The organism is Microbulbifer sediminum (assembly GCF_021729035.1).
GTDB lineage: Bacteria > Pseudomonadota > Gammaproteobacteria > Pseudomonadales > Cellvibrionaceae > Microbulbifer > Microbulbifer sediminum.
The window spans coordinates 1-25,380 of sequence record NZ_JAJSAP010000008.1 but is presented as its reverse complement, the minus strand read 5'-3'; the positions used below and the strand labels follow the sequence as shown (position 1 = coordinate 25,380).

Sequence of the window (25,380 nt, the reverse complement as noted above, 5' to 3'; positions counted from 1 at the left end):
TGCCCCTGGCACCGGGTTCGATCACGTGCGCCCCTCCGGGCCCAATCAGGCCGCGATTGTACGCATTTCGCTCAGGGCTTGCACAGTTTCTCTGACTCACCGGTTTCGGCTTCAATCAGCGACTCCACGCAGGGCCAGACATGATCCAGCAACGCCGGCTGCGCCTCTGCCGTCGGGTGAATGCCATCGGTCTGCATGCCCCCATCCTCCAGAGCCACGGGCTCGAGGAAAAACGGGACCAGCGAGACCTGCTCCGCTCTCGCCACTTCGGGGTAAACCGCGGCAAAGGCATCCGTGTAGGCGGCACCGTAATTCGGCGGCATGCGCATGCCCAGCAGCAGCACGCCGGCGCCCTCTTCCCGCGCCATCTGCACCATGCGTTGCAGGTTATTCTGCAGCGACCGTGGGGGGTAACCGCGCAAGCCATCGTTCCCCCCCAGTTCCACAATCAGCCAACTGGGCCTGTGCTCCTGCAGCAGCCTGGGCAGGCGTGCCAGGCCCCCGGAAGTGGTCTCGCCGCTGACACTGGCGTTGACCACTTCCACATCCTTGCCCTCTTCCTGCAGTCGATCGCGCAGGAGCTGCACCCAGCCCTGGGATTCGTCCATACCATAGGCCGCGCTGACACTATCGCCCAGCACCAGCAGCTTGTCCGCCGCACTGGCCTCCAGCTGACCCAACGGGACCAGCAGAAGCAGGCACACGCCGAGCTGCCTGAACCCCCGCCGGAAAAAATCTGTCGTCATGTCATACTCTCCACTGCTTTGATCGTATACCGACAAGAATCCCTGTATCCCAGACAGTAAGCAAGGTTAAGGAAGTCTCATGTCCGCAATGTTGAGGGCCGAAAACCTCTACCACCGGGTAGCCACCAGTGAGGGCCCGCTGACCCTATTAAATAATATTTCCCTGCAGTTGGCCCGCGGCGAGAGCCTCGCCATTACCGGCGCGTCCGGCTCCGGCAAATCCACACTGCTGGGATTGCTGGCAGGCCTCGATCGTCCCACCGAGGGCCGGATCTGGCTGGCGGGCGATGAGATCACCGCCATGGACGAAGAGCAGCGGGCAGCGGTGCGGGCCCGCTGCGTGGGCTTTGTGTTCCAGACATTCCAGCTGCTGCCCGGCCTGACCGCGCAGGAGAATGTGATGTTGCCCAGTGAGCTGCGCGGGGATCGCAATGCCGCCGGGCGCGCCGCGGAATTCCTCGCCCGGGTCGGCCTGGAACACCGCCTGGGGCACTACCCCCGGCAACTGTCCGGCGGGGAACAGCAGCGGGTGGCCATCGCCCGTGCGTTTGCCAGCTTCTCCGGCAATGACGGCATCCTGTTTGCCGATGAGCCAACCGGCAGCCTGGATGCGGGCAACGGCGAAAAAGTAATCGACCTCCTGTTCCAGCTCAACGCCGAGTCCGCCACCACCCTGGTGCTGGTGACCCACGAGCAGCGCCTGGCGGAACGCTGCCAGGCGCATCTGCGCATGGCAGCCGGTGAAATCCAGTCCGCCGACATCCTGCCCCGGGACGGGGGCAACCTGTCGGAGGTATCCGCCTGATGGCCGCGACTCCCACCCTGCCCCTGAAACTGCTCGGCCGCGACTGGCGCGGCGGCGAGCTGGCACTGATTGCCACCGCCCTGGTACTCGCGGTGGCCTGTGTGACCGCCATTGCGCACTTCAGCGACCGCCTGACCCGCGCCATGCATATCCAGTCGCAGACCTTCCTCGCCGCCGAACGGGTTGTGCGGAGCAGCAAGCCGGTTGATCCCGCGTGGATCGACGAGGCCCGCGACCGAGGTCTGGAGCGGGCGGAGACTGTGTCCTTTGCCTCCATGCTCTCGGCCGGCGAGCAATTCCAGTTTGCCGCCATCAAGGCAGTGAGTGCTGGATACCCGCTGGTGGGCCACCTGGAAATGCGCACCGCCACGGAAGCACCGAGGGAGGTGGTGGCACGGGGACCAGGCGCCGGCGAGGTATGGCTGGAACCGCGGCTGCTGCCACTACTGGAACTGGAGATGGGCGACCGGCTACAGGTGGGCGAGGCCGAACTGCTGGTGAGCGGGTTACTGGATCACGAGCCCGACCGCAGTGACAACCTGTTTTCCATGGGCGCGCGGGTGATGATGAATATCGCCGACCTCCCCGCCACTAATATCATCCAGCCCGGCAGCCGCGTACGGTATCGCTACCTGTTTGCCGGCGACGATGCGGCCCTGGAAAGTTACTTCAAGTGGCTGGAGCCACGCCTGACCGAACACCAGCGGGTGATCGACCTGCGCGAGGGGCAGCCCCGGGTCGCCTCTGCGCTGGACCGGGCCGAGAGCTTCCTGTTCTTGGCCGGCAGCCTGGCCGTGTTGCTGGCCAGTGTCGCCGTAGGCCTGGCGGCACGCCGCTACAGCCTGCGCCACACCGCCTACGTGGCGGTAATGAAAAGCCTGGGCGCAGGCCGTGGCAAGGTACTGCAGATTTACATCGGCCAGCTGGTGGCACTGGCCCTGTGTGCCACCGCTGTCGGCCTGCTGATCGGCAGCCTGGTCCAGGCCCAGGCGGTCACCCTGATGTCGGATTTCTTCCCGGTGGACCCGCCACCCAGCAGCTGGAGCCCGCTGCTCGTGGGGCTGGCCACCGGCTTTGCCTGCGCCTTCGGTTTTGCCCTGCCGCCCCTGTTCCGGCTGGCCCGCACCGACCCGATGCAAACCCTGCGCCGGGACTGGAGCAACCCGGATCGCCGCGAGTGGCTGGGCCTGGTCATGGGGCCCGCCAGCATGCTCCTGCTGATCTGGTGGTTATCGGGCAGCCTGCCCATCACCCTGGCCCTGTTTGCCGGCATGGCGCTGCTGGTAGGCGGCAGCGCGCTGGTCAATCGACTACTGGTGCGCGGCCAACTGGCCTCCCTTGGCGGTGCCTGGCGCATCGCCCTGGGCAGCCTGCAGCGCCGCGCGGCCTTCAATACCCTCCTGATCGCTGCCTTCGGTACCGGCCTGCTGGCAATGCTGGCACTGGTCTTCGCCCGCACCACGCTCATTGAAGAATGGCGCATGCAGCTGCCGGAAAATGCCCCCAACCATTTCCTGTTCAACATCGCCCCCCATGATGTCGGGCGACTGCGGGGGTTCCTGGACAACAACGGTATCGCGGCCACGGAAATCTACCCCATGGTCCGTGGTCGCCTGGTGGCCATCAACGACATCCCCGCTAAGGAGCGCGAGGAGCAGGCAGGCGCCCTGCGACGCGAACTCAACCTGAGCTGGACCGACAACCTGGCGCCGGACAATCGTATCGTTGCCGGCAATTGGTGGGACAAGGCGGATGAGGGCGTCTCGGTCGAAGTCGAACTGGCGGCGCGCCTGAACCTGGCCCTGGGAGACAAGCTGCGTTTCTCCATCGGCGGGCTCGAGATCGAGACCCACGTTGCCAGCCTGCGCTCACTCGACTGGAACAGTATGCGGCCCAATTTCTACATGCTGTTTGCCCCCGGTACCCTGGACGACTTCCCGGCTACCTATATCACCAGCTTCTACCTGCCGGCGGACCAGAAGCTGCTGGTCAACGAGCTGGTGCGCAACTACCCGAGTGTCAGCCTGATCGAGCTGGACAAGATCATCGAGCGCATCCGCGACACCATTGGCCAGGTATCCCTGGCGATCGAGTCAGTAATGGCTCTGATGCTGGTGGCAGGCGTACTGGTGCTGGTTTCCGGCGTGCGCTCCAGTATCGCCGAACGCCTGCAGGAGGCGGCGATCATCCGCACCCTGGGTGGCCGCCGGGGACTGCTGCTCAAGAGCCTGGTGATCGAATTCGGCCTCCTCGGCATTGCCGCCGGGCTGCTGGCCGCCATCGGCGCCGAGGCGACGCTGGCGATACTGGCAATGCGGGTATTCGAGCTGCCGTTCAGCCTGCATCCGCTGTTGTGGCTTGCGGGCCCCGTTGCCGGCGCCCTGCTGGTGGGTATCGCCGGCACCCTGGCCTGCCGCAGCTCGGTCAGCCAGCCGCCACTGAAAGTACTGCGGGAACTGGCCTGATTAAATCCGGTCCCGCAAAAGGTACAATGTCGCCTTTCCCCAGCCCCGCGCCGCGGGGCTGTCACTCACCGCAACAAAAACCTTTCTGTATGGACCTCGATTTCGATCGCAAACACATCTGGCATCCCTACTCCTCCCTGATCGACCCGCCGCCCGTATACCCGGTGGCCCGCGCCGAGGGTGTGCGCTTCTTCCTTGAGGACGGCCGCGGCCTGATCGACGGCATGTCGTCCTGGTGGTGCGCCCTGCACGGCTACAACGTGCCGGAGCTCAACCGGGCCGCGCGCGAGCAGATGGAGAAAATGTCACATGTCATGTTCGGGGGCCTCACCCACGAGCCGGCGATCGAGCTCTCTCGCAAGCTGGTGGACATCACCCCGGCACCGCTACAGCGGGTATTCCTCGCCGATTCCGGTTCGGTATCAGTGGAAGTCTCCATCAAGATGGCCCTGCAGTACTGGCAATCACAGGGCAAGAGCGAAAAGAACCGGCTGCTAGCCCTACGCAATGGCTATCACGGCGACACCTTCGGTGCCATGGCCACCTGCGACCCGGTTACCGGTATGCACCACCTGTTTGCCAGCCACCTGACGCAGCACCTGTTCGCCCCGGCACCGCGGCCAGGGTTCGACCAACCCTGCGGCGACGAAGATATTGCCGAGCTGCGGCAGGTAATCGAGGAAAACCACAACCAGCTGGCGGCACTGATCCTGGAGCCCATCGTCCAGGGGGCCGGCGGGATGCGGTTCTATTCGCCGGAATACCTGAGGCGCGCACGGGCGCTCTGCGACGAGTTCGACCTGCTGCTGATCGCCGACGAGATCGCCACCGGCTTCGGGCGCAGTGGCAAACTGTTTGCATGCGAGCACGCCGGTATCAGCCCGGATATCCTGACCCTGGGCAAGGCACTCACCGGCGGCACCATGACCCTGGCCGCCACCCTGTGCACGGACCGGGTGGCCGAGGGAATCTGTCGCGGTGAGGCGGGAGTGTTCATGCATGGGCCAACGTTCATGGGCAACCCGCTCGCCTGTGCCGTCTCCAACGCCAGCATCGACCTGCTGCTGGCGGGTCCGTGGCGGGAGCGTGTCAACGCGATCGAGGGCCAGCTGCGCGAGGAGCTGGCGCCCCTCGCGGACAGCCCTGCGGTTCGGGATGTACGCAGCCTCGGCGCCATCGGCGTGGTTGAAATGCACGAGCCGGTAGACATGAAACGGGTCCAGGAAGCACTGATTGAGCGCGGTGTATGGCTGCGCCCCTTCGGCCGTATGGTGTACGCCATGCCCCCGTATATTATTAATCCGGAGGAACTCAGCCAGCTGACCACGGCGATGGTGGAAGTACTCGCTGCAGAAGGCTGAGTGCCGATAATAGAAATAAAGACCGCGTTACCAGATTGAGTTAAGGACCAGCGTGCAGCCCCTATTACAAATTTCCGACCTGGAATGCCGCTATGGCTCCCGGGTGATCCTGGAATCCGTTGCCCTCACCCTGCAGCAGGGCGAGATCGGCTGCCTGCTGGGTCCCAGCGGCTGTGGCAAGACCACACTGCTGCACGCCATTGCCGGTTTCCAGCCGATCTTCCGCGGCAGCATCTCGCTGGACGGTGAGGTTATCTCTACACCCGCCGCGGCGCTGCCACCGGAAAAACGGCAGATCGGGGTGGTATTCCAGGACTACGCTCTCTTCCCCCATCTCTCTGTTGCGCAGAACCTCGCCTTTGGCCTGGCCGGGATCCCGCGCGCGGAACAGCAGGCCCGCGTGGAGGAAATGCTGGAGCTGGTGCGCCTGCACCAGTACGCCGGCCATTACCCCCACCAGCTCTCCGGCGGCCAGCAGCAGCGGGTCGCCCTGGCCCGTGCCCTGGCGCCGCGCCCGCGGCTGCTGCTGATGGACGAGCCGTTTTCCAACCTGGATACCGAGTTGCGCCGCAGTCTCGCCGGAGAGGTGCGGCACATCCTGCGTGAAACAGGCACCTCGGCCCTGATAGTCACCCACGATCGTAGCGAGGCCTTTATCGCCGGCGATCGTATCGGCGTGATCACCCACGGGCACCTGCAACAGTGGGACACGCCGGAAACTGTCTACCGATACCCCGCCTCTACCGGGGTGGCCCGTATCGTTGGCGAGGGCAACCTGCTGGAGGGGAAGGTCGTGCAACCGGGCCTGGTCGATACCGAACTCGGACAGGTGGAAATCGCGGATACCGGCAGCCCCACCGGGACCCACGTGGATATTTTCGTACGGAACGGCGACCTGGTGGCCGGCGAGCATCACCGCGCGGTCACGGTACAGGTGGTGGAGAAACACTTTCTCGGCGACAGCGCCCTGTATCGCTTCCGGCTGCCCGGTGGGCGGACCATCGAAGCCAGCCTCGACAGTCCAGTCGATATCGGGCCGGGGCAGGAAATCCCGCTGCGCATGGAGACGCCGCTGGTATTTGCCCGGGACAGGCTCTGATTGCCCCGCCGGGCCCAGGCCCGGTTACAGGGCCGGGGCCTCGGTTTCGCGCAGCAATTCGGCTCCGTCACCCCGGTGCGCCCGCCCCATGGAGCGACTCAGCAGGATAACCGGCAAAAGCCCCACCAGCACGATCATCAGGGCGCCCAATGCCGAGCGCTCCAGCATTTCGTCGGACGCAAATTGGTAAACGTAAGTGGCCAGTGTTTCAAAACCGAAGGGGCGTAGCAGCAGCGTCGCCGGCAATTCCTTCATGCAGTCCACGAATACCACCAGTGCCCCGCTCAGCAACCCGGCGCGTATCAGCGGCAGGTGTACATACCACAGGGTTTGCCAACTGTTCCGCCCAAGTGCGCGCGCTGCCCGGTCCATCGAGGGAGTCACCTTTTCCAGGCTGGTTTCCGCTGCCCCGGCCGAAACCGCCAGGAAGCGCGCGGTGTAGGCAAACAGGATCGCGAATACCGTGCCGCTCAATAGCAGGCCGGTGGAAATACCGAACTGGCTGCGCATGAAGGCGTCCAGGGTATTATCAAAAATGCCCAGGGGAATCAGCACACCGATTGCCATCACTGCGCCGGGCATGGCGTAGCCGAGTCGGGCAAACCCGACCAGCACCCTGACTGTGCGGGTGGGGAAAAGGCGCTTGCCGTAGGCCAGTAACAATCCCAGCAATGCGGTGCAGGCCGCGGCGCCAAAAGAGAGCGCAAAGCTGTTGCGGGCGATACCGATAAAATCGTCCGTCCAGTAACTGGCAAAATTCCCCAGGGCATAACTGCCCAGCACCAGCAAGGGCACCCCGAAACCGCCGGCCAGCACCAGCAGGCAGAAACCGCTGGCCAGCCAGGCGCGGCCACCGCGCAATTGGTAGGCCTCCTCGGTGCGCCCGGTAGATTGCACGTAGTGGCGCTGCCGTGCCCGGCCGAGCCTTTCCAGTGAGATCAGCAAGACGACAAACACCAGTGTGCTGCAGGCGATTTGTGCCGCACCACCCAGGTTGCCTCGACTCAGCCAGGTATCGTAGATGCCGACACTCAGCGTGCGTACGGCGAAGAAATCCACCGTGCCGAAGTCATTGAGGGTTTCCATCAACACCAGAGACAGGCCTACGGCGATCGCCGGTCGGGCCATGGGCAGTGATACCCTGCGAAAACTCTGCCAGGGAGAACAACCCAGCGCGCGACTGGCCGCGCGGATACTACCGCACTGCTCCAGGAACGCGGCCCGCGAGAGCATGTAGACGTAGGGATACAGCACCAGCGACAGCATCGCGATAGCGCCGCCCATGCTGCGGATTTCCGGGAACCAATAGTCCCTGGCCGTCTGCCAGCCGAACCAGTCCCGCAGTGCCCCCTGCACCGGGCCGGCGAACTCCAGCAGGTCGGTATAAACATAGGCAATGACGTAGGCCGGCACGGCAAAGGGCAATAACAGCGCCCACTCGAACAGGCCTCGGCCCGGAAACCGGCACATAGTCACCAGCCAGGCGGCCCCCACCCCGGTCACCAGGGTAAAAAACCCCACTCCGGCAGCGAGCACCAGGGTCTCGGACACATAGTGGAAAAAGACGGTCTCCAGCAGGTGCGGCCAGATATTTTCCTCGGGGAAAAATGCCAGCCAGAAAATTGCCAGCACCGGCAGCGCCACCAACAGCGATACCGCAGCCACGAGGATCAACCACAGGCGAGCCGAGGTATCCGCACCGGCCGCGGGAAACTTTTCCTGCACGTTCACCATACGCAAAAAGCGCGGCCCGCCCGGGCCGCGCTTCCATCATCTGCCAGTGTATAAACCCGGTCCGCAGACCGGCGTGACATTCAAAAGGGATTCAGGATCAGAAGTCGAAACCGACCTCGTCCACCAGCCGGGAGGCCGTGGGCACATGGGAACCGATTTCAGTCAGGCTGATATCGTCTTCCTTGAACTCGCCCATATATTGATTGATCAGGTCAGAACGCGGCGTACCCGGGCGCACCGGGAACTCGAAGTTCTTCTCTGCGTACAGGTACTGCGCCTGCTCACCGGACAGGAACTCGAGCAGTTTCACCGCATTTTCCCGGTTCGGCGCATGCTTGGTAAGCGCCGCACCGGAGATAAACATATGCGTGCCGCGATCCTCCTGATTGGGGAATACCAGGTTGACGGACTTGGCCCAGCCAATCTGCTCCGGCTCTTCCTTGTTGGTGATCATCTTGCCGAAGTAGTAGCTGTTGCCCAGCGACAGGTCGCAGACCCCCTCGCTGATTGCCTTCACCTGGGCGCGATCATTGCCCTGCGGCTTGCGGGCCAGGTTGGCCTTGAGCCCTTCCAGCCACTGTTTGGTCTCCTCCTCGCCGTGATGGGCGATCATGGAAGCGAACAGCGACAGGTTGTACGGATGCTTGCCACTGCGCGTGCAGATGCGACCTTTCCACTTCGGGTCTGCCAGTTCCTCGTAGCGGGTGATTTCACCGGGCTCGACCCGGTCCTTGGAAGCGTAGATCAGGCGGGCCCGCGTGGTCAGCCCGAACCAGTGGTCTTCGGGATCGCGGAACTGGGACGGGATATTCTCTTCCAGCACTTCCGAATCCACTGCCTGGGTAAGCCCCTTATCCACCAGTTCCATCAGGTTGCTGGTATTGGAGGTCAGCACCAGGTCCGCGGGGCTGTTGCGCCCCTCCCGCTGCAGGCGCTCGTTCAGGCCCTTGCTGGCGTATACCACGCGGGTTTCGATACCGGTCTCTTCGGTGAATTTATCCAGTACCGGTTCGATCAGGAATGGCTGGCGGTAAGAGTAAATATTGACCTGCTCGGCGGCAGCGCTACCCATGGCAACGCCGAGGGCCACCGCGGCGGTGGAAAGACGGCAGAAAATACGCGCGATCATCCAATGTCCCTTTACTGTTTCTGTGGTCTGATTTTGAGAAGAATTCTCATTTCTAACGAAGCCAAAGTCAACTGCAGCCTGACCCACACACGAAAACCGGCCAGTCTCCCGGCAAAGTCGTATTTTTCAACCTATGCTTGCAGACACAACATCGAACTCCAGGGAGACGATATGAACCGCTATATGCCCCTTTTGGCACTGATGGTGCCCTTGGCCCTCGTCGGCTGCGGCCGCGAAGAGGAGAGTGAAACCATCGACCTCGAACAGGAAGTGCCGGCTGAAAGTACCTCAGATATGGACAGCATGCCCGAGTCGGACCAATCCCAGGACATGCCGCAGGATGAGTCACCTTCCACAGGCGACCAGGATGCCACCGGCCCGCAGATGGGAGACACCTCCGAAGTGGAAGTCTGTACCGAGGAATGGTTTGCCTGGCTGAACCAGAAAGTCATTACCAACCCGGACCTTCAGGCCGAACTGGATGCAGCTTATCCCGACGGCCCGCCGGAAGTCGGTAGCGATGAATGGTTCCTGGCCATGGACAAGCTGACCGGTGGTGACGGCGCCCATGGCCCTGATGGCGGCAGCGACGAATGGTGCAACATGATGCAAAGCCGCGTCGACAAGATGTCGAACGCCAACTAAGAGGGTGCCGTCGGCCCCGCCACTAAGGGGACACCCCTGCATTGACTGCCGGGGTTATCCCCGGCGTCCTGCAGGAGGATTCCATGAACCCATTGAGAAGCCTGCTGGTGGCTGCCGTCTTTGCTTCGGCTTCAATGCCGCAGGCACTGGCCGCGGATGAAGAAGAGGAAAAGCCACCCCCCGGAGCCATGGCCCTGTCCACCGTGCTCACGCAACTGGAACAGCAGGGTTATACCCCCATCATCGAAGTTTCACTCAGCAACGATCGCTGGGAGGTCGAGGCCTACAAAACCGGGGAAAAACGGGAACTCGAGGTAGATCCCAATACTGGTGCCGTGCTCTCGGATAAACCCTCAGACTGACATGCCAAACGGCAAGGACCCCCGCATCCGCGGCGGTCCTTCCACTTCGTGACTGTCCACACTTTTCAGCCCTGCCAGCCTCCCGGGCCTCGTCCCCACGTCCCCGGAAGCTTCCCCGACCATATGGCAAGGCACTGCAGGTCCGAACGACTTTCCCCTCAGCCACTAAAACTTTTGGATTTTTTCCTGGCGGACATTACCACTACGGTATTTTCCGAGTGGTTGGGAGCACGCCATGAGCCTGTTGTCCGGAATCCTGCCCAGTGTCCTGCTCGCCGGGGGGCTGACCATGCCCATACCGCCCGATCCCCAGATCGAGCCCAACATCAATCTTTATGACAGTGAAGACCTGTACGGGGACGAACCGGATGTAATCGCCCTGGAGGTTTCCACCATCCGTGAGCGGCTGCGGGGCCTGGGCTACCACCCGATCACCTCGATGAAATTCAAGAACGGTCGCTGGTCGGTGATCGCCTACCGGGGCAAACGCGCCCGCCACCTGCGGGTGGAACCCAATACCGGCTGGGTGTTGTCCGACCGGCCCGCGGACGGACGCTGACCCCTTTTCAACGCGCCCCTTCCGGTCGCCATCCCTTCCGTTATCCCTTGTCGGGCGGTGACAACCCCAGCCCGTGGTCCAGTGGGGCATTGCCCAGGGTACGCGCGTAGTCGAGGAATCTCCGTGCGGCAGGCGACAAAGGACGCGACTGGCGACGCCCCAGGTACCAGCGCGTGTTGATAGGCAACTCCTGCACATCCAGTACCGCCAGCCCGGCACTACCTCCAAACGCCAGTGTATGTTCCGAGAGAATCGAGACCCCGAGCCCCGACATCACCGCATGCTTGATCGCTTCATTGCTCTCGATAGTCATCCGCACGCTGAGTTCCGCCCCCTGGCGGTCCAGGAACCGCTCGATCGCATGCCGGGTACCGGAGCCCTCCTCGCGGCGCAGGAACGGATAGCCGGCGAACTCCGCCAGCGGGATATTCCGCCTGCCTGCCAACGGGTGGTTCTCCGGTGCAATGGCCAGCAGGCGATTGGGCAGGAACTCCACCAGTTCCAGGTCCGGGTTATCCGGTGGGTGGCTGAACACATAGAAATCGTCCTCATCCTCCCCGGTGCGCTCGATAATCTGTCGGCGGTTCCCCACCCGGAAACGGATGTCCAGTTGCGGGTGCTGCTGGTAAAACTCACCGATCAGGTGCGGGATAAAGTATTTGGCCGTGGTGACTACCGCCAGCTGCAGACTCCCTGTCTCCAGCCCCCGCAGGTCGGCGAGTTTCAGATCCAGGTACTCGTAGCAACGCAGTATCTCGCGGGCGCTCTCCACCACCGCCTGCCCCGCCTCGGTAAAGCGCAGCTGCTTGCCAACCGAGTAGTACAGCGGCAGCCCCACCGCGTCGGCGAGCTTGGCCAGCTGCATGGAGACGCTCGGCTGGGTCAGGTACAGCTGCCGCGCGGCGGCACTGATACTGCGCTGCTCGTATACCACCAGCATGATTTCCAGCTGCCGCACCGTGCCGATATGGGCATGGACCCTGTGAGAGACCATCCTGACTACCTATAAGCAAAAATATATAGATAGCATTCTAATTATCTATTTTTATCTATTAAAGCCCCTGACGATAATGCGCCGCAATTCGGACACAGACACAAGGGGGGATCATGACTAAAGCACAGTTCCTGTTTGGCATGGCGGTCGGTGCGATGCTGGCAACATCGGGTACGGCACTGTACGCGGCCGGAATCACCGGCGGCGCCCTCAGTGGCACGGGCCTGCTGGTACTGCTGGTCAATGTTGTGTACTGGACCCTGGAACGCAGGGCTTCGGCTTCCGGCAACTCCCCGGCGCTGGCACGGGTCGGGAATGCCGGTGGGCGCTCCACCGCGGCACGTGGCGGAGTGGCCTGAAGATGCAACTGGACATCGTTGTCGGTTTCTTCATTCTCGGGGTCTTTGCCCAGCTGGTACGCAGCGACCTGCGCCTGCCGGAGGGGCTGTACAAGTCCTGCGTTATTTTCCTGTTACTGGCGATTGGCCTGAAAGGCGGCAAGGCCCTCAGCGCGTCACCCATTGCCACCCTGCTGCCGCAGTCCCTGGCAGTGGTCGCCTTCGGCGCCCTGCTCCCCCTGGTCGCTTTCCCTATCCTGCGTTACGTCGGCCGCTGGTCGCGAATCGACGCGGCCGCCACCGCAGCGCACTACGGCTCGGTAAGCGTCGCCACCTACGCCGTTGCCATTGCCCTGCTGGAGAGCCGCGGGGTCAGCTATGAAGCGTATTTCCCACTGTTCGTGGCCCTGCTGGAGGTACCAGCCATCATCATCGGCATCCTGCTGGCGGGCACCGTCGCTGCAGGCACTGGCGACCGCGGGGCAGACTGGGGCAAGGTCACCCGGGAGATATTCCTCAACCAGGGCGTGCTCCTGCTGCTGGGCGGTATCGCAATCGGCGCCTGGGCCGGGGACCGCACGGCATCGGTGATGCCGTTCTTCGGCGACCTCTTCCACGGGGTGCTGGCGCTATTCCTGCTGGAAATGGGCCGGGTGGCGGCCGAGCGGTTGCCCGCCATCCGCCGCCAGGGCGCGTTCCTGCTCAGCTTCGGGGTACTGATGCCACTGCTCGGCGCAGCCGGCGGCGGCGCCCTGGCCACCCTGATAGGGCTCAGTCCCGGCGGCATCGTGCTGCTGGCCGTGCTCGGCAGCAGCGCCTCGTATATCGCCGTGCCCGCGGCAATGGCCGTGGCCCTGCCGCAGGCCAATGCCAGCGTCTCTATCACCCTGTCACTGGCAATCACCTTCCCCTTCAACGTGCTGGTCGCCATCCCGGCCTACCTGGCACTGGTTCAACACTGGAGTTAACGCACCGTGGAAACAATCAAGTTTGAAAAGGTCATGATCGTGATGGGCTCCCGCTCGGACTGGCCCACCATGAAAAATGCCACCCAGCCCCTGGCGGAGCTGGAAGTGCCATTTGGCTCCGCGGTGGTATCCGCCCATCGCACGCCCCAGCGCCTGGTGGAGTTCGCGCAGAACGCGCGGGACGCGGGTACCCAGGTGATCATCGCCGGCGCCGGCGGCTCCGCGCACCTGCCCGGCATGATCGCGGCATTCAGCCCGCTGCCGGTGATGGCGGTACCCGTGGAAAGCAAATTCATGACCGGCATGGACAGCCTGCTGTCCATTGTGCAGATGCCCAAAGGCGTCGCGGTGGCCACCCAGGCGGTGGGCAAGTCCGGTGCTTTCAACGCGGGCCTGATGGCGGCGCAGATACTATCCCTGGCAGATGCGCAGCTGGCACAGCGGCTGATCGCCTGGCGGGAGCAACAGAGCGCCCAGGTGCCGCTGGAGGTGGAGTGATCATGGGCCGTCGAGTCGGGATTATCGGTTGCGGGCAGCTGGCCCGGATGATGGCCCAGGAAGGCCAGGCACTGGGCCTGGAATTCGCCTTCGTGGCCCTGGGCACCGAGGGTACCGCCTGTGTGCAGGACCTGGGCAATGTGGTGAGGCACGAAAAGGGCACTGATGCCGCGACCCTGTTCCGGGCCCTGGGCAGCCCGGAAGTGATCACCACCGAGCGGGAGGATGTCCCCCTGGACCTGCTGCGCGCGCTGGAACCCTTCTGCCCGGTCTACCCGCGGCCCGATGCCGTGGCGAAGACCCAGCACCGCCTGCGGGAAAAGCTCTCCCTGCTGGAATCCGGCATTCCGGTAGCGCCGTTCATCCCGGCGGAAAACTATCACGAGGTTTCCGCTGCCATCCGCTACCTGGGCTACCCGGCGTTTATCAAAGCCTGCGAGAGCGGCTACGACGGCAAAAACCAGTGGCGCATCGACGGCCCGGCACAGCTGGAACGACTGCGCCCGGAACTGGGTACCCTGCCCTACGTAGTGGAAAAGGGTATGCCGTTCACGCGGGAGGTTTCCATCATCGGCGTGCGCAGTGCCAGCGGCGAGACCCGCACTTACCCGCTGACCGAGAACCAGCACGTCAACGGCACCCTGCTGCTCTCCCGAGCGCCGGCGCTACCGCGTGATGGCGAACAGCTGGACATCGCGCAACGCTACCTGCAGACACTGCTACAGGACTGGGATTATGTGGGCGTACTGGCCATGGAGTGCTTCGTCACGCCATCGGGCATCCTGGTCAACGAGCTGGCACCACGGGTCCACAACAGTGGCCACTGGACCCTCGGCGGGGCTGCCACCAGCCAGTTTGCCAACCACCTGCGGGCAATTCTCGACATGCCACTCGGTGATACCGGCGGCAGCCGCCCCGTGGCCATGGTGAATATGCTGGGGGTCGATACGGTACCGGATACCGCCAACGAGGGCGTCTGGGTCTACGGCAAAACCCGCAAGCCGGGGCGCAAACTGGGCCATGTCTTGCTACTCGATGACCATGGCGAGCGTCTGGAGCGGCGGATCGGGGAAGTACTGGCCGAGCTCTACCCCGAACAAGGCCAGCAGTACGCAGCGAGCGCCTGAGTCGCGGCGGGCGCGCCGGGTGCGTCACAGCACCCCCGCCCGCGCGACACTACCCCCATCACATCCCAACCCCATCACACCCCATACCGTTCACTTTTCACTTTCCTCTGGAGCAGCCGGTTTGCGCAAGGCGTAGCGCAGAATAGCGTAACCCGCCGCGCCCGACAGGATAGAGCCCACCAGGATGCCCACCCGCTCGTCGAAGAAGCGGTCGACCCCGGTTTCCTCAAAGGCGAGCGAACCGATAAACAGGCTCATGGTAAAGCCGATGCCACAAATGACCGCGATACCGTACAGGGTGAGCCAGGACATATCCCGCGGCAACTGCGCCACGCCCAACCGGATACCCAGCCAGCACATGGAGAAGATCCCCACCTGGTTGCCCACAAACAGCCCCAGCGCAATTCCCATTGGCACACCGTGCAGGAAATAACGCTCATCCATATTCCCGAAGTCGACGCCGGCATTGGCAAAAGCGAACAGCGGCAGGATAAAGAAAGTGACGGTGGGATGCAGTGCCTTCTCCAGGTCCTTCAGGGGCGACACCGCCGGGTCCCGCCGCGAGTACATGGGCATAAACATGGCCAGTAATACTCCGGCCAGGGTGGCGTGGACGCCGCTTTTCAGCAGCGACGCCCACATGACCAGGCCAACAGCAAAATAGGCCCGGCGATGCTCCACCCCGGTGACTTTCATGATCGACAACACGACCAGGCAACCCGAGGCCACCGACAGGGCAAACAGGGATATGTTCTCGGTGTAAAACAGGGCGATGATCAGGATGGCGCCGATATCGTCGAATATGGCCAGGGAAGTCAGGAACACCTTGGCGGACCTGGGCACCCGGGAGCCGAGCAATGACAGCACACCCAGAGCAAAGGCGATATCAGTGGCCGCAGGGATGGCCCAACCTTTCAGTGCCACCGGATCATCCCAGTTGAAGGCCACGTAAACCAGCGCCGGCACCAGCATGCCGCCAATGGCCCCCAAGCCCGGGAGTATTACCTGCGAGCGCTCGGATAACTCCCCCTCCAGCAGCTCGCGCTTCAGCTCCAGGCCAATCATGAAGAAAAACACCGCCATCAGGCCATCGTTGATCCACAACAGCAACGGCTTGTCGATGGCGAAGCCACCCACGCGGATTTCCATCGGCGTCTGTAGCAACAGCGCATAAATGCGCTCCAGCGGCGAGTTCGCCATCAGGATCGCCAGCAATGCCATCAGGATCAACAGGATGCCGCCCGCGGATTCCAGCTGGAAAAATCGGTTGATAAACCCCGGCCCCGTTCGCTGCATATACCCTCCCTGGGTTTCCCGGCACTCCCCCCTATCATAAGCCAGCTGGCGGACTGTCGCTGAACTCAATGGCTTGTCGGCGCCGACGGGACTGCTTGCTGATGCTGAGCCCGATTACTGGTAGTCTCGGGCACCCCAAAGACAAATGGCCCGATTTATGTCCGCCTCTGCCCTCATCACCATTGCCGTGTTCATCTTCGTCGCGATTCACCTGTACCGGCGATTCCATCGTGAGAGTGAGCGCAAACACACCGAGGCTCTCCAGTCCGGCACCCTCGAACACCCGGCGCTGGACCGGGGGCAAATCGATGAGGCACTGCAGGTGATCGACGAGAAACTGGAAAAGTACCGGCTCGATTACATAGCGCTCCATCCGCAACCCCGGCGGGCCGAGCACCCCTGGCAGAGCAAGTTTGGCGGCCGCCCGTACTGGCCGCGTTCCCAACCCTATCCCAAGGCAGCCAATAACCGCCGGCTGTTTCTGCTGGCACAGCTGAACTTTGAGGAAATCCCCGAGCTCCCCTCAATGCTGGGCCTGCCAGATACCGGCCTGCTGCAGTTCTTCATCACCGACGACGAACTCCTCGGCCTGCCTCTGGATGTTCCCACCGGCAATATGGAGGAGCTGAATTACCGGGTCATTTACCATCCGGAGATCGAGCGCGAACCAGACCTGCTGGAACAACAGGTGCCAGACAGTCGCGAGGCCCAGTATTTCCCCCTGGCAGGTGAGTATGCACTGACGTTTTCCCGGGAGTCAGGCCTGCCTGCACTCGCCGATTACCGCTTCGGCCGCACCGGTATAGACCTGGGCGTACTGCCCGACGAGGTCCTCGACGAATTGTTCGATCGCAACGAGGCCGCCGGCAGCCGGGTCGGGGGCTATGCCAACTTCACCCAGGAAGACCCCCGCCAGGGACAGGAGGAAAATGCCTGGCCGCTGCTGTTCCAGATGGACAGTGAAAGTCGGGACGGAGTGGAAATCCTCTGGGGAGATGCGGGTGTCGGCAACTTCTTTATCCGCCCCGAGGACCTGGCCCAGCGCGACTTCAGCCGGGTCTGGTACAACTGGGACTGCTGCTAGGGGCGACGCACTAGCAGGCGCCGGCCGCCCGCACCACCAGGTGGAGCAAGCGACTGAAAGCCGCATTGCTGTCGGCCGATGCCGACTCCTCCATGGTGTGGTAACCGGTGGTGGGGACCTGCAGGGTCGTGCCCTGCACGTAGCCCTCGGATGCCGCCACGATGCGCCCCAGCTCGGTACTCCCCAGGGACTGGGGTTCCTGCCCTTCGGCCTCCGCCGTACGATTCAGGTCCTCGATATACGCATCCTTGAACCCGTAACGGATGTCGTGCTCACGGCACAGGGCCTCCAGCATGGTGGTGGTCGGCCCGTGGAACGCGGCATTGGCATCGCGCCGGCGCAATGCCACCTGCTGCTGGTCTGCGGTGGCGCGGTCCGGGTAGGGGCTGGTGTCCACCACAATCAGGCGGTCGGTGCCGCCGTTGAAGCGGCGGAACCACTCCAGCAGGTAGCGCCAGCTGCTGCCCGATTCCTCCTGCGCGGTAAAGAAGGCGGTTCCCTGGAATCCCAGGGCAAACAGGTGCACCAGGTGCGCGACCGTAAGCACGTTATCCAGCTGTGCACTGAGAATACCGTTTTCCACAGTCAACCGGTCGGTGAAAGCCACCGGTGTCCCGGCGACCAGGTGGCCCAGCCCCTTCACTTCGAAAATCAGGTTACTGCGGTACTCGCACACATAGGCCCGATCGATTTCACCGGTGCCCAGGTAGGAACCGGACCAGGGCTCATAGGCCGTCACCGACACCCCGTGAAAGCGATCCACCACCTTGCGCATCAGTTTTTCGGATACTGAATTGCCCAGCAGATCGGAGCGACGCCCGGCCACAAAGGCGGCGTACTGGAATTCGTTGGGGCCTGTACAGATCAGGCCGTGGCGGTCCACATGGGCGGAAAACATCACCGCGTCCGGCTCACGCCCCTGTGCCACCAGCAGCCCCTCATACCAGGTTACCCTCGCCCCCCGCTCCTCCAGTTCCCGCTGGAGTACCCGGAAAAAGGCATGTTCGGCGCCCACCACACTGGGGCTGCGCACCAGCACCTTGAGCAAGTCGATAAACTCGTCCGGTTTCTGCATGGATGGGAGCCCCCCTGTTGGTTTACGCAAATTGACCAGCGACAATCAGTCAGGCAGTCCCGGTACCGCCAGGCCGCCCTCAGCGCCACGACTGCTGGCGGGCCCGGCGACCGGTGACGCAACAATACCCCGTACCCGGTTGACCAGCGACACCAGGACAAAGCTCAACAGCATCAGCAGGTACCAGGATGAAAGCTTGGCCAGCGGTACCGGGTTCCAGCCAGCGGACTGGTTAGGGTAGACCCAGATATTCACGTAAGTGGCGATATTTTCCGCCAGCCAGATAAAGAGCGCGACCAAAAACCATCCCAGTAACAGCGGCATATGGCGATACTCGGTATTGATGCGAAAGTAAATACGCGTACGCCAGAATAGCAGCGCCGTAACCCCGAGTAACAGCCAGCGCAGGTCCGGCAGGAAATGGTGGGTAAAGAAATTGACGTAAATCAGGGAAACCAGGGCCACTGCCCAGAAATGTCCCGGGTACTCCGTGAAGCGGAAATCGAAAATCCGCCAGACACGTGCGATATAGCTCCCCACCGCGCTGTACATGAACCCGGTAAACAGCGGCACATTGCCTACTCCGAATACAAAGGCCTCCGGATACACCCAGGATCCGATGCTATCGGCAGTTTTGAACAGTTCCATTACCGTGGCCACGAGGTGAAAGACCACAATCACCAGCGCCTCCCGCAGGGTCTCAAAGCGGAAAACCAGCAAGAAAGCCTGGAAGGCTACTGCCGCCAGGAAAATGAAGTCGTAGCGGTGCAGGGTTTCCAGCGGGTACCAGTAGCGCGTGACAATCATCACCAGCAGCAGGAAGCCGCCAAACATGCACCCGTAGGCCTGCTTGAGGCCAAACAGCCAAAACTCTCTGAAAAAGGTCGCCGGAATCATGCCGCCCCCGTAGAAACGCCGGTGCAGACCGGCAATCCGTAGAGTTTCCTGCCTATTGCCGGCTAAAGCAAGTGGCCAGTGCCCCTATTACGGATAGGCTATGGAAGCGGCGCGACGTGAATGAAAATACAACAAACCCTCTCCTCACCCGCTGAGAAGGGATAACCATCCTTCCGCGACAGCCCCTTGCACATCGGTCAAACAGAGAGCGGCGATGTGTAATAAGAAATATCCGCCCCCATACCTCCACAGGTTACGACCTTCTACCAGCGCTCTTGACAGGAGAGTTCGTGTCCGGAAAAGATAAACCATGAGTAACAATGAACACTACCTGGTGAAGCCAATACATTGTGCTTAACCTCCATGCGCAGCAACAAGGGCGCCACCAACCAGCCATAGCTACCATTCCCTTACCCTCCAGCCATGACAGATGAGATAAAGAACAGCGTGATCAGGTGGATGCATCTGCCAGGGCACTTCACATAGAGTTATTTCACCTGCCCAGGTGATTTATTGCTTTCTCTGCGGCAAGGAGGCCGCTTGCAGCGCAGGAAAATAAGCCGCAACCAAATGTTCCTGCACCAGCGAAAAACAACCCCTCAACGCCGCACTCTAAACTTGTATATCGACCGGGCCCCATCTGACTGGGAATATGCGCAGGGCCATAGATACCACCCTCCGGCGCCCTGACCCGGTCTACGCACTCGACAGGTGTCACACACTCAGAGAAGGTTATGTGCTCAGACAATGCTGGGATCTCTGCTTCGGCCTCTGCGACCATACCCTTAACAATATCGCTCTTCAGTTTTGTATAATCTTCACCTCGCTCCTCCGGCTTCAACTGTACCCATTTGTCGAAGCCGGCAATATTCCCCCCCATAAGTATTTGCAAAGTGTGATGCCCTTCAGGAGCAAAACCTCCCGTCGGATCTCGAACGCTGGGGCTGTTAAGGAATATTGCCTGTTCTGGCCTGGGAATGGAGTTCCCGAGCCATGCATCATAGTATGGATCAAGATCCCACCCTGAGAATCTCGATATATTGCATGAACCAATGTAAGAGGAAAGGTCCAGGTCTGTTCCGATAAAAGCACTGATGATGGAGCCAGACGGCTTAAGACGATTGGCCTTTTTGAATTCTCGATGTGGCACTAACTTTCGTTCAAGAAGGGAACATATTGTCACTTTAGGGTCAATATTACTAACAACAACAGCGCTGCTGTATTCATTCCCATTTTCAGTCCTGACCAACCATTTTCCATTTTTTCTAATAAGGGATTTCACCGGGTCCGAGTGAACTAATACCGCCCCCACCTGGCGTAATCGTTTAACGAAAGCATCGCGCAAGGCGCGGCTTCCTCCACGAGGATAATACGCCCCCTGTAGAAAATATGACCAGACACCGAAAGCCACGGCTGCGGATGCCCGCCTTGGTCCCAGAGCCACATCAAACAAGGGGGCCGAAAGCACAGCCTGAAGTTTTCTATCATTGGTAATACTGTCAAGCACATCCTGATACGTAGACCTGCCATAATGGAGCATGACCGGATTCTTCAGTAGGTACGGTATCCAACCTAAATGGCTACCTCGAACCATTCTATGGGGTTCACATGCCTGATCAATTTTCATTGTAAGGTCAAGAAACTTACAAATACCCTTCTCCTCTCTCGGAAAATCCCCAATGAGCCTTTCCGCTAATTGCTCCCTGCCTTTACAAAAATTAAATTCATAGCCAGGAAATACATAACGATCAAAACCTTCCGGATCAAGCTCTATAAACTCAAAGTCTTCAAGGCCAAGTTGATCAAGGATTTCCCTGAATGATCCTCCTGACCCAAGCTTACCAATATAATGAAGCCCAAGATCGAAACTGTACTCCCCATAAACTACTGGCCGGATATAGCCTCCAAATTCATCACTGGCTTCCAGAAGCAGAGTCCGAAAACCATCCTGGGAAAGCCTTGTGGCAGAGGCAAGACCTCCAATACCTGAACCAATAACAATTGCATCATATCCAGCCATGACCGAATCCTTCTATCAATTGACCAACGCCCAGGGCTAGAGGCGGAATTACTGCAGTTCAAAATGAGAAACGGCGTCCCCGTATACCTTCAGCCGAGGCATCCACATGCCAAAAGCAAAACGCCGCCACTGTGCTTTTACACCCTTTTCGATACGGTCACCGATATCCCGTCGATTTTTCGCCAGTACTCCACAGTACGCTTGAGCACCTCATCGGTGACGCTGGCCTTCAGGTGCCCTACCTCGTTGGATACCTACCGCTCCCGCTGCGCGTTCTCCATCACTGCGCGCACCAGGGCTCTCGCCCGTACGCAGTTATCGTCCTCGACATGAGAAGTGTAGGGCGCGAGCACAGATTCTCCACTGGCGGACCAACCTTCCACATGGGGGTAACGCTGCGTACCCGCAGCACCTTGGGGGGTGAACCAAATGCCGAAAAACGTATTATCGGGGCTCGAATACCGCCGCCTCGATGTAGGCACTGATATGCTGGGTGATTTCAAGATAAGCAAAGACCCGGGAACCCTTTGCGTGCGGCTGGCGCGCAGCGGCGGCTTATATCGGTAAATTCATACAATCCGGCTACAAGCTACTTCTTGCTGGTAACTCCGGTTTATTTTGGCATACAGCCCACCGCGCAGTGATACTCTCGCGCAGAATCCGATACGCCGCCAACAGTGTCGACACCTGACCGCAGGGGTTTGAGTTTAATCACGCTGTTACCGGAACGCATACCGGGTGTGGATCAGGTCAACTGCAAAAATCCAGCGGCCAGGATTAACGGGGGCGCTGCCCGCCCGCTCCACACCAGCGCATCCGCGAGCCAGCGTGAGCGCAGGCCCAGTTGTCGCTGCCAATGATCACTGGGATTTGCCCAGGCGAGGGCGCAGGTACCTACCAGCGCCACGGTGATGACCGCGTTGGTTCCTATGGTGCGGTCAACAAAATCGAGTACCGGCACTCCGTCAATTCGCCAATCCAGCTTACTGTAGGAAAGCGCTGACGGCAGTCCTAACAGCGCGATGGCGCCCAGGCTTAAGACCACTGCAAGCCGTGAACCAACAGCGGTAACCTGCTCTCGTACCGCCGCAACGATCACCTTGGCCCCGCCAATGCAAGAAGAGAAAGCCGCCAGAAAAAACAGCCAGAAGAATACCGGCGCGAGCAGGTTACCGAAACCATTATGATCAAAAGCTTTTGGCAATGTCGTAAATGCCAGGGCACTGCCTCCGGCTGGGTCCAGCCCCGCGGCGAAAACCAGTGGAAAGATCGCCAATCCTGCAAGCACCGCCACGATGGAGTTCACACTGGCAATCGAGAGAACTGACCGGGCTACGTTGACCCGCTGAGGCAGGTAGCTGCCATAAGTAATCAGGTAGCCCTGCCCGATCGTCAGCGAATAAAACGCCTGCCCAAAAGCAGCACGCCATACTGAGTCGTCGCCGAGCTTGGCGAAGTCCGGCATAAACAAAAAAGCCGCAGTACGGCCCGCATCACCGGTCGCCAGGGCAAAAATAGCGAGTCCGACAATAGCCGCCATCAGGGCCGGCATCATGATCCGCGCGAAGCTCTCAATGCCACTGACACCAAAAAAGAGCACGCCGGCCACTAACACACAGGTAACCAGGAAATAGCTCGCGGAAGCGTAGCCTCCGGTGAACGTCAAGAAGTCAGGCACTGCGCCCAGCGATGATTCCAGCGCATAGCCTAATGTCCAGCCAGTCACGACAAAGTAATAGCTGTCAATAATCAGGGTCAGCAATACCACTGCCAGTCCGATTACCACCAGGCGGCGACCCATACGCTGAAAGCTTGAGATCGTCGAGCCATGGGCAAGACGCCCGGCGGCTATCTCGAGTGCCGCGAATGGCACGGCAAAGAGTGAGACAGCAAGTACATAACACAGCAGGAAAACCGCTCCGCCGTTCTCCCCCACCATGGTAGGGAACCGCCACAAATTACCCAGCCCAACGCCTGCAGCAGAGACGGAAAGCACGAACGCGCGCTCCGACGACCAAACCGTATAAGGCTGCTCACCCTGCTCGGCCGCGGTGCGTGAAACATCACTGACCGCCGTCTCCGCCTGCGCGTGTCGCTGCCGGGGCCGTGATACATGCTCATGTTCAAAAGCCGGCGGCCGCCCTGTTCCTTGCCCTTCAGCGCCCGGTCCTTCACTTGCCATTGATTCCGACATGGTCCTCCTATCGAAGATTAGATAGCAGCTAGCGCGCGCCACATACCGGCGCATGACTGGCCCTGGGAGCAACTCAGGACCTTGCAAGCGCAACACAAGAAGTCTTCAGCTGAGCATACTCAGAGGGTCGCGCCTCGGCTAAAGCAATAATGTCTGGCCAAAGACCAACAGCAGGGGCGCAGCCTAACATAGGCTTCATTGTCTCAACAGGCCAGCTACAGGGCCGCGTCAGCCCCCTTCTTTCCTCCCAGTGCCCGGTCTAGATTCTAAAGTTGCACAATTCACGGACGGATTATCTTCCTGATCCCGCCTGTTTTTTTGTCCTGGCACGGTCGGGTAAGGTGCTGTAGAGGCCAGGAAAGAGTCACGGTACTACTGAACTCCGTGTTGGGCGAAACGTCCTTTAGTAGCAGAACAGAGTGATATTAAGCATGGTTGGCTCGCAGCCCGCAGAACGGAGATATATTGGCTGGATAAGAAAAGTGATCTGCACAGGCTGCCCGGGTGGTCAGCCCTGTCAAATCAATCAACAGCACCTAAGTGCATCAGTACCAGATAAAAACCCGAAAAAACTACCGGCAGAGTGATAATCAGGCTCGCGACCAAGGCTGAGTGGATTACGCATCGGCAACGAGAACAATACCCTGCATCTAGCTCGCGCACCTCAAAACTCTGGTAAATATTCTTGGAAACCCTCTTGTTCCAGCCCATAAACCGTAAGGGAATCGTGTACAATCGCCACAGTGGTTTTAAATCCTCAAACTCGAAGGCCTTCCGACACCTGGGACAAAGGTATCCAGAAACCACGTAACCGCGACGCTTCTCCTTTCTATTAAGCACCACCAGATAAGCTACGGCAAAAGTAATAGAAATCGTCACCCCAAACATTGAGTCGCAATCAATCATCTTAGTAATTTAATACCAGTAGCGTCCGGCGCCGTGAATTGCCAGTTGCTGTTTTTGACTCTATACCCACCAGAAAACCAACCCAAAAGCGCGCCCAGTAAAATGGCAGGAAGCAATAAAACAATTTTTACCTTTGAAATCTCGACATTTAAGTTGAACCAATTTAACGCATTTTCAACATAGAGGAGCAATAAAACAGTAGCAATAATGGTGATTATAAAGCTTACATATACACTGGCATTCGCTTTCAGGTGAATATTGCAATTGCCACACCTTGTTGAGAACGCATTCCTGGCCCTAATCCAATCTTTGAATTGGATAGCGTTTTCATTGCAATTTGGACATTTCATAGCCAACAGTTCTGTCATTCAACGCCCCACTTAGCCGCAGCCACGCGGAGCTTGTTTGTTGTGTTAGCGTAGCGACAACACAGCAAACAAGCGGAGTGTGAGATGTCGGATACAGTGGATTGTTATGTTTTTAATGATAAGCAATAAACATCAGAACATTGTATTTTCATTGGCTGATTTTTCTGGAACAGCTTGAATTACATCCCAGTGCTCAACAATCTTACCATCGGCCACTCTAAAAATATCTACTATTGCGCCACCGTTTTTTCCTGGCCAGTGATAGTGTTTAACATGAAGTACGACCAAGTCGCCTTCTGCTATGGCTCGTACAATTTCACCAGATGGTTCTGTTTGAGCTGAACCCGGGTTGACACTCTTTATGAATCTTCTTAACGCTTCCTTCCCATCAGAAAGATTAGGGTTATGCTGGATATATTGATCCCCAATATATTTGTCAATTGCCTCATGCCCAGCACGGAGAATAACTTCGTTGTAGAAATTCGTCACAAGCTCTTTATTGGCATCAGGTGATGCGCTAGCCCCCAAAGAAATAAAAATTGCAGTAAAGAATACTGGAAAAACTTTATGAAACATTTAATTGCACCATTCTAGTTTAGAAACATAATGATCTGCTATCACTTTCGTGGACACTTTATGCCGCCAGTTTTTCATATTCGGACGGTGATTGGTAGCCGAGACTGGAGTGAAGCCGGTCTCGGTTGTAGAAC

The 25,380-nt window shown here is 60.0% G+C and carries 23 protein-coding genes; 12 read left to right on the top strand and 11 right to left on the bottom strand.

The genetic code is table 11. From position 1 onward, the window contains the following. Nucleotides 1–71 precede the first annotated feature (71 nt). Nucleotides 72–746 carry an arylesterase gene (locus LVD11_RS13885; protein ID WP_237060002.1) on the bottom strand — a complete coding sequence of 225 codons (675 nt, stop codon included), beginning with the start codon at nucleotides 744–746 and terminating at the stop codon, nucleotides 72–74. A 79-nt stretch (nucleotides 747–825) separates the two neighbouring features. Here LVD11_RS13885 and LVD11_RS13880 point away from each other — a divergent pair, with 79 nt between their 5' ends. The 4 genes from LVD11_RS13880 to LVD11_RS13865 all read left to right on the top strand — a co-directional run bounded on the left by LVD11_RS13880 (nucleotide 826) and on the right by LVD11_RS13865 (nucleotide 6,476). Then, complete coding sequence (locus LVD11_RS13880; protein ID WP_237060000.1) at nucleotides 826–1,551, top strand: ABC transporter ATP-binding protein; 726 nt, start codon at nucleotides 826–828, stop codon at nucleotides 1,549–1,551. Beyond that, nucleotides 1,551–4,016, top strand: coding sequence for an ABC transporter permease (locus LVD11_RS13875; RefSeq protein WP_237059998.1), 2,466 nt, complete (start codon nucleotides 1,551–1,553; stop codon nucleotides 4,014–4,016). The genes LVD11_RS13880 and LVD11_RS13875 overlap by 1 nt, the downstream gene beginning before the upstream one ends. 89 nt (nucleotides 4,017–4,105) lie before the next feature. Next, nucleotides 4,106–5,377 (top strand): adenosylmethionine--8-amino-7-oxononanoate transaminase, encoded by a 1,272-nt coding sequence (bioA, locus tag LVD11_RS13870; protein ID WP_237059996.1) that lies wholly within the window; start codon nucleotides 4,106–4,108, stop codon nucleotides 5,375–5,377. 52 nt (nucleotides 5,378–5,429) lie between these two features. Further along, entirely contained in the window at nucleotides 5,430–6,476 is a 1,047-nt protein-coding gene (locus LVD11_RS13865) for an ABC transporter ATP-binding protein (RefSeq protein WP_237059994.1), read from the top strand. Nucleotides 6,477–6,500: 24 nt separating this feature from the next. Here LVD11_RS13865 and LVD11_RS13860 read toward each other — a convergent pair whose 3' ends face one another. Beyond that, complete coding sequence (locus LVD11_RS13860; protein ID WP_237060192.1) at nucleotides 6,501–8,210, bottom strand: ABC transporter permease; 1,710 nt, start codon at nucleotides 8,208–8,210, stop codon at nucleotides 6,501–6,503. Nucleotides 8,211–8,307: 97 nt separating this feature from the next. Next, complete coding sequence (locus LVD11_RS13855; protein ID WP_237059992.1) at nucleotides 8,308–9,339, bottom strand: Fe(3+) ABC transporter substrate-binding protein; 1,032 nt, start codon at nucleotides 9,337–9,339, stop codon at nucleotides 8,308–8,310. Between the two features lie 171 nt (nucleotides 9,340–9,510). Here LVD11_RS13855 and LVD11_RS13850 point away from each other — a divergent pair, with 171 nt between their 5' ends. From LVD11_RS13850 to LVD11_RS13840, 3 genes are all read left to right on the top strand, one after another. Further along, nucleotides 9,511–9,984, top strand: a complete 474-nt coding sequence (locus LVD11_RS13850; protein WP_237059990.1) for a hypothetical protein — start codon at nucleotides 9,511–9,513, stop codon at nucleotides 9,982–9,984. Nucleotides 9,985–10,067: 83 nt separating this feature from the next. Next, on the top strand, nucleotides 10,068–10,346 hold the full coding sequence (locus LVD11_RS13845; protein WP_237059988.1) for a PepSY domain-containing protein: 279 nt from the start codon (nucleotides 10,068–10,070) through the stop codon (nucleotides 10,344–10,346). Nucleotides 10,347–10,581: 235 nt separating this feature from the next. Beyond that, the gene (locus LVD11_RS13840) at nucleotides 10,582–10,905 is read left to right on the top strand and encodes a hypothetical protein (protein ID WP_237059986.1); all 324 of its coding nucleotides are present in this window, start codon (nucleotides 10,582–10,584) and stop codon (nucleotides 10,903–10,905) included. 40 nt (nucleotides 10,906–10,945) lie between these two features. On the opposite strand, the gene LVD11_RS13835 is transcribed toward LVD11_RS13840, so the two are convergent. Then, nucleotides 10,946–11,899 carry a LysR family transcriptional regulator gene (locus LVD11_RS13835; RefSeq protein WP_237059984.1) on the bottom strand — a complete coding sequence of 318 codons (954 nt, stop codon included), beginning with the start codon at nucleotides 11,897–11,899 and terminating at the stop codon, nucleotides 10,946–10,948. Between the two features lie 113 nt (nucleotides 11,900–12,012). Between LVD11_RS13835 and LVD11_RS13830 the strand changes: the two genes are divergently transcribed. Genes LVD11_RS13830 through LVD11_RS13815 form a run of 4 tightly spaced genes read left to right on the top strand, consistent with a single transcriptional unit; the run spans nucleotide 12,013 to nucleotide 14,830 of the window. Beyond that, complete coding sequence (locus LVD11_RS13830; RefSeq protein WP_237059982.1) at nucleotides 12,013–12,258, top strand: hypothetical protein; 246 nt, start codon at nucleotides 12,013–12,015, stop codon at nucleotides 12,256–12,258. 2 nt (nucleotides 12,259–12,260) lie between these two features. After that, a complete protein-coding gene (locus LVD11_RS13825; RefSeq protein ID WP_237059980.1) occupies nucleotides 12,261–13,205 on the top strand; it encodes a sodium-dependent bicarbonate transport family permease in 945 nt (314 codons plus the stop codon). Between the two features lie 33 nt (nucleotides 13,206–13,238). Beyond that, on the top strand, nucleotides 13,239–13,703 hold the full coding sequence (gene purE / locus LVD11_RS13820; RefSeq protein WP_255775708.1) for a 5-(carboxyamino)imidazole ribonucleotide mutase: 465 nt from the start codon (nucleotides 13,239–13,241) through the stop codon (nucleotides 13,701–13,703). A gap of 2 nt (nucleotides 13,704–13,705) precedes the next feature. Next, complete coding sequence (locus LVD11_RS13815) at nucleotides 13,706–14,830, top strand: 5-(carboxyamino)imidazole ribonucleotide synthase (protein ID WP_237059977.1); 1,125 nt, start codon at nucleotides 13,706–13,708, stop codon at nucleotides 14,828–14,830. A gap of 90 nt (nucleotides 14,831–14,920) precedes the next feature. On the opposite strand, the gene nhaA is transcribed toward LVD11_RS13815, so the two are convergent. Then, nucleotides 14,921–16,126, bottom strand: a complete 1,206-nt coding sequence (gene nhaA, locus LVD11_RS13810) for a Na+/H+ antiporter NhaA (protein WP_237059975.1) — start codon at nucleotides 16,124–16,126, stop codon at nucleotides 14,921–14,923. Nucleotides 16,127–16,283: 157 nt separating this feature from the next. Between nhaA and LVD11_RS13805 the strand changes: the two genes are divergently transcribed. Then, complete coding sequence (locus LVD11_RS13805; RefSeq protein WP_237059974.1) at nucleotides 16,284–17,210, top strand: YwqG family protein; 927 nt, start codon at nucleotides 16,284–16,286, stop codon at nucleotides 17,208–17,210. 10 nt (nucleotides 17,211–17,220) lie between these two features. Here the strand turns inward: LVD11_RS13805 and LVD11_RS13800 are convergent, their stop codons facing one another. From LVD11_RS13800 to LVD11_RS13775, 6 genes are all read right to left on the bottom strand, one after another. After that, a complete protein-coding gene (locus LVD11_RS13800; RefSeq protein WP_237059972.1) occupies nucleotides 17,221–18,285 on the bottom strand; it encodes a peptidase M42 in 1,065 nt (354 codons plus the stop codon). Nucleotides 18,286–18,330: 45 nt separating this feature from the next. Continuing rightward, on the bottom strand, nucleotides 18,331–19,182 hold the full coding sequence (locus tag LVD11_RS13795) for a DUF817 domain-containing protein (RefSeq protein ID WP_237059971.1): 852 nt from the start codon (nucleotides 19,180–19,182) through the stop codon (nucleotides 18,331–18,333). Nucleotides 19,183–19,675: 493 nt separating this feature from the next. Then, complete coding sequence (locus LVD11_RS13790; protein ID WP_237059970.1) at nucleotides 19,676–21,202, bottom strand: phytoene desaturase family protein; 1,527 nt, start codon at nucleotides 21,200–21,202, stop codon at nucleotides 19,676–19,678. Nucleotides 21,203–21,947: 745 nt separating this feature from the next. Beyond that, entirely contained in the window at nucleotides 21,948–23,396 is a 1,449-nt protein-coding gene (locus LVD11_RS13785; protein ID WP_237059969.1) for a sodium-dependent transporter, read from the bottom strand. Nucleotides 23,397–24,298: 902 nt separating this feature from the next. Continuing rightward, nucleotides 24,299–24,670 carry a hypothetical protein gene (locus tag LVD11_RS13780; protein ID WP_237059968.1) on the bottom strand — a complete coding sequence of 124 codons (372 nt, stop codon included), beginning with the start codon at nucleotides 24,668–24,670 and terminating at the stop codon, nucleotides 24,299–24,301. A 132-nt stretch (nucleotides 24,671–24,802) separates the two neighbouring features. Further along, nucleotides 24,803–25,246, bottom strand: a complete 444-nt coding sequence (locus LVD11_RS13775) for a nuclear transport factor 2 family protein (RefSeq protein ID WP_237059967.1) — start codon at nucleotides 25,244–25,246, stop codon at nucleotides 24,803–24,805. Nucleotides 25,247–25,380 lie beyond the last annotated feature (134 nt).